The 4,858-nt window shown below is 73.5% G+C and carries 5 protein-coding genes; 3 read left to right on the forward strand and 2 right to left on the reverse strand.

Features of this window, described 5'->3' with window-relative positions:
* Nucleotides 1-761 (reverse strand): LLM class flavin-dependent oxidoreductase (locus ACILQS_RS15605; protein ID WP_395641045.1); only part of this gene is annotated, 761 nt, incomplete at its 3' end.
* An 87-nt stretch (nucleotides 762-848) separates the two neighbouring features.
* On the opposite strand from ACILQS_RS15605, the gene ACILQS_RS15610 reads away from it, so the two are divergent.
* From ACILQS_RS15610 to surE, 3 genes are all read left to right on the forward strand, one after another.
* Entirely contained in the window at nucleotides 849-1,430 is a 582-nt protein-coding gene (locus ACILQS_RS15610; protein WP_395641046.1) for a hypothetical protein, read from the forward strand.
* 90 nt (nucleotides 1,431-1,520) lie between these two features.
* Nucleotides 1,521-2,456: a PfkB family carbohydrate kinase gene (locus ACILQS_RS15615; RefSeq protein ID WP_395641047.1), complete on the forward strand. Its 936-nt coding sequence runs from the start codon at nucleotides 1,521-1,523 to the stop codon at nucleotides 2,454-2,456.
* Nucleotides 2,453-3,274, forward strand: a complete 822-nt coding sequence (gene surE, locus ACILQS_RS15620; RefSeq protein WP_395641048.1) for a 5'/3'-nucleotidase SurE — start codon at nucleotides 2,453-2,455, stop codon at nucleotides 3,272-3,274. The genes ACILQS_RS15615 and surE overlap by 4 nt, the downstream gene beginning before the upstream one ends.
* Nucleotides 3,275-3,313: 39 nt before the next feature.
* Here the strand turns inward: surE and cydC are convergent.
* The coding region (gene cydC / locus ACILQS_RS15625) for a thiol reductant ABC exporter subunit CydC (protein WP_395641049.1) at nucleotides 3,314-4,858 on the reverse strand (1,545 nt) is incomplete at its 5' end.

The raw sequence follows: 4,858 nt of genomic DNA on the forward strand, positions 1-4,858 counted from the left end.
TCCTCGTCGGTGTCGGCGATGAACCCCGGCGAGTGCACGGCGACGGGGAGGTCGGGCTGCTCCATCTGGGCGAGCGCACGGTGGAACAGGTCGACGTAGGGGGCGAACCGGGCGGGCGCGCCGCCGCTGATCGCGAGGGTGAGCGGCAGCCCGTAGCGTGCGGCGCGCACGACCGACTCCGGTGATCCGCCGACGCCGACCCAGGCGCGGATGCCCCCGGACTCGGTCTTCGGGTAGACGTGCTGGTTCGTCAGCGGCGCGCGGGTCGTCCCCTCCCAGGTGACCGGGCCTTCCGCGAGGAGGGCATGCAGCAGGTCGAGCTTCTCCTCGAAGAGACGCTCGTAGTCGGCGAGTTCGAACCCGAACAGCGGGAACGACTCGGTGAACGACCCGCGCCCCAGGATGATCTCCGCCCGGCCCCGCGACACCGCGTCGAGCGTCGCGAACTTCTCGAACACCCGCACCGAGTCGTCGCTCGACAGCACCGTCACGGCGGTGCCGACGTGGATGCGCTCGGTGCGCGCGGCGATGGCGGCGAGCACGATCTCGGGGGCGGAGACGGCGAAGTCGTCGCGGTGGTGCTCGCCGACGCCGAAGAAGTCGATGCCGAGCGAGTCGGCGAGGACGCCCTGCTCGACGACGTTGCGGATGACCTGCCCGTACGGCACCGTGGCGCCGTCGAGGTCGACGCTCACGTCGCCGAAGGTGTCGAGGCCAAGCTCGAGGCCGTCGAGAGGGATGTTCGCCGCACCGGTTGTCATGTCACCATCCAACCATTCGCGCGTTCCGGACATTCCGCCGATGTCAAGGCGCGAGGGTGAATTGAGATTTTCTCTAACGTCGGTCACATGACATCTGTCCTTCCTCCTCTCGCCGTCGTGTTCGCCGCGGCTCTCGTTCTCGCCGGTTGCGCGGGCGCCGCTCCATCCGCGCCCGCCCCCGGCACCGACCCCGACGTGCCCACCTCGGACGCCACCCCCGCCACGGGCGAGCTGATCTCGGGCGACGGTTACACCTACAACGTTCCCGACGGCTGGGGCGTGCCGCCGGAGACCCCCTCCGGGTTCGACCCCGACACGCTCGCCGTCGATCTCGCCGACACCGACGGCTTCACCGACAACATCAACGTGCTGCTCTCCCCCGCCGGCACGATCACCTCCGACCAGGTCGAGAGCCTCGGCGTCGACGAGCTCGAAGGCGCCGGCGCCACCGGAGTCGAGGTGCGACCGCGGGTCGGCATCGCCGGCGAGGAGTCCGCGCACCTGACGGCGCTCTTCACCCAGGGCGGCGTCTCGTACCAGATCGACCAGTACTACCCGACGCACGACGGCCAGACCTACGTCGTCACGTTCTCGTTCAGCGAGACCGAGACGGAGGCCGAACGCGAAGATCTCGCCGAATCGGTGCTCGCCAGCTGGGCCTGGGAGTAAGCACTCCTGACACCTCGGCGCACCTAGCATCCTCCGGCGCCCCCGGCCAGCCCCTCCGGGCGGTCGGGGGCGCTGCTTAATCTGAGGAGCATGACCGACGTCGTGATCTTCGCCCCGTCGCCCGTGCTCCAGATCACGGTCGAAGAGCACGCGGATGACGGCGACGTGCACGTGCACGCCGGCGGACAGGGGGTCTGGCAGGCGCGGATGCTGCAGTCGCTCGGCTGCGACGTGCAGCTGTGCTCCGCCCTCTCCGGTGAGACCGGACGCGTGCTCGGGTTCCTGCTCCACGAGGAGGGCATCCCGGTCGTCGGCTTCCCGCGCGAAGCGCGCGGCGGCGTCTTCGTGACCGACCGCCGGGGCGGCGAGAAGGTGCCGATCATCGAGTCCGGCGGCGACGACCTGTCGCGGCACGAGCAGGACGAGCTCTACGGACTCACGCTGCGCACCGGCCTCGACGCGCGACTCGTCATCCTCTCCGGCCCGCACGGCGACGGAGTGCTGCCCGCCGACTTCTACCGCCGACTCGCCGCCGACCTCCGCACCGGCGGCGTGCGCGTCGTGGTCGACCTCGCCGGGGAACGCCTGGATGCCGCCCTCGCGGGCGGGGTCGCCGTGGCCAAGGTCAGCGACCAGGAACTGCTCGACGACGGCCGGATCGCGTCGAAGAAGGACGTTCGTCAGGTCGTCGAGGCGATGCGCGCCCTGCGCGACGCGGGCGCCGACGTCGTCGTCGTGACCCGGGCGGAGGAGTCGGCGCTGCTGCTCGAGCGCGACGACGTGCACGAGATCGTCGCCCCGCAGATGGAGGTCGTCGACTCGGCCGGCGCGGGCGACTCGTTCGTCGGCGCGTTCTGCGCGGTGCTGGCCCGGGGCGGCTCAGTGACCGACGCCGCCCTGCTCGGCGCCGCCGCCGGCGCCCAGAACGTGACCCGGCACGGCCTCGGCACCGGGGAGGCCGCGACGATCGAACGACTGCGGGAGCTCGTCGAGATCCGGCCGCTCGCCGAGGGGGCCGCGACATGACCCGCGCGCTCATCACCAACGACGACGGCATCGAGTCGCCGGGCCTGTACGCCCTCGCCCGCGCCGCCGTCGCCGCCGGCTGGGAGGTCGTCGTCGCGGCGCCCGCCGAGGAGGCGAGCGGCTCGAGCGCCGCCATCACCGGCACGAACACGATCGCCGTCACCGGGCACACCGACGCCTCGACGATCAAGGTCGAGCGGGTCGACCTCGCCGAGGTGCCCGGAGTCCCGGCCTTCAGCGTGCGCGCCGCCCCGGGTCTCATCACCCTGCTCGCCGCGCACGGCGCCTTCGGCGACCCGCCCGACGTCGTGCTCTCGGGCATCAACCGCGGCGCGAACCTCGGCCGGGTCATCCTGCACTCCGGCACCGCCGGGGCCGCGCTCACCGGCGGAGTGAACGACGCGCGGGGGCTCGCGGTGTCGCTCGACGTCGGCCTGAACCCCGAGCATCACCACTGGGAGACGGCGGCGACGGTCGTCGGCACCCTGCTGCCCGTGCTGCTCGAGCACCCGCACGGCACCGTGTTCAACCTCAACGTGCCCAACATCCCGTCGGCCGAGGGCCTCGAGCTGCGGGAGGCGACGCTCGCGCCCTTCGGGATCGTGCAGACTACGATGACCGAACCCGTGGAGGGCGACGTGCGGCTCACGGTGCGCGAACTGCCCGACCAGCCGATCGAGGGCTCCGACGCCGCCCTGCTCGCGCTCGGCCACGCGACGGTGACGAACGTGGTCGCCGTGCAGGAGTCGGCCACCCCGGTGTTCTCCGGACCTCGCCGCGACCGCGGCACCCTGCACGTCAGCACCGCGCCGGCATGACCGTGCGCAGCGCCGGCCTCCTGCTCCGACGCGCCGCCGTCAGCCGGCGAGCGCCAACGGCCGGGCCGCGGGAGCGCCGAGATCGAGCACGACGTCGTCGGGACGCAGGTCGGCCGCCCGGTGAGTGACGAGCACGACGAGGTGGTCGTCGAGCGCGCCGCGCAGGTCGGACATGAGGGCGTCCGCCGTCGGACCGTCGAGGTGCGCCGTCGGTTCGTCGAGCAGCACCACGTCGGCATCCACCAGCAGCGCGCGGGCGATGGCGAGCCGCTGGCGCTCCCCACCGGAGAGGGCACGGCCGCCCGGGCCGACGCGGCTGTCGAGTCCCGCGTCGAGGTCGGCGAGCAGCGGCGCGAGGCCGACGCGACCGAGAACGTCGCGCATCGCCTGCTCGTCGACCTCGCCCGCGAGAGCGAGGTTGCCGCGCAGGGTGGAGTCGAAGACGTGGGCGTCTTGCGGACACCAGGCGACGTGAGCGCGCCAGTCCGCGATCGAGAGCGCGCCGAGGTCGTCGCCGTCGATGCGCAGCTGGCCCGCCGACGCCCCGATGCCGCCGAGCAGGGCGGTCAGCAGGGTCGACTTGCCCGAGCCCGACGGACCGGTGACGGCGAGCCACTCGCCGCGCCAGATCGCCGTGGTGACATGTTCGACGGCCGGCCGGCGCGCCCCGGGCCAGGTCAGCGCGACATCGTCGAACGCGAGCTGCCGCGGACCGGCGGGCGGCACGACCAGAGAACCACCCGCCGGGGCTTCGGGGGCGGCGAGCAGCCGACCCGCCGACCCGAGGGCGCTGCCGAGCGCCGGCAGACGCTGCACCGCGACGGCACCCGCCGCGAGCGGATCGCCGGCGGCGAGCACGAGCAGCACGACGACGGCGACCGTCGAGACCGGGATGCCGCCGGTCGCGGCGAGCAGGAGACCGGCGGCGATCGCGGTGAGGGCGGCGATCGCGGCGGCGGCGACCGGGGCGGCCTCGGCGATCGGGGCGGCTCGGCGTTCCGCGACCGCGAGGGCCTCGGCATCCTCGGTCACCGCGGTGATCGCTCGTTCGGCGACCCCGTTGGCGCGCAGATCGGCGGCCGACCTGCCGAGTGACGCGACTCCGCGCAGAATCCGCCCGCCGAGCACGACCCGTCGCCGTTCGGCGGTGCGACCGGCCACGAGGGCGACCGCACCGGGCACGAGCAGCGCCACGACGAGCCCGGCGGCGGTGAGCGCGAGCGCGCCGGGAGCGACGAGGGCCACGGTCAGCAGCACGCCCCCGGTCGCGAGCACGGCGGCGGCGAACGGCGGGACGATGCGCGGCAGCAGCTCGCGCACGACGCCCGTGCTGCCGACGAGGTAGTCGACCGCTCGGCCGCCTTCGAGCAGGTCGCGGGAGCCGGCGGACCGGGCCGAGATGCCGCGCCAGAGCAGCAGGCGCACGGCATCCGTCGCCTGGAATGCGGCGCGGTGGGTGACGAGCCGCTCGGCGTAGCGGGTCACGGCCCGACCGATGCCGAAGAACCGCACGCCGACGATCGCCACCAGCAGGTACATGATCGCGGGCTGCTCGGCCGCCTGCACGATCAGCCAGCCCGACAC

The sequence above is a fragment of the Pseudolysinimonas sp. genome (assembly GCF_044239695.1).
Lineage (GTDB): Bacteria > Actinomycetota > Actinomycetes > Actinomycetales > Microbacteriaceae > Pseudolysinimonas_A.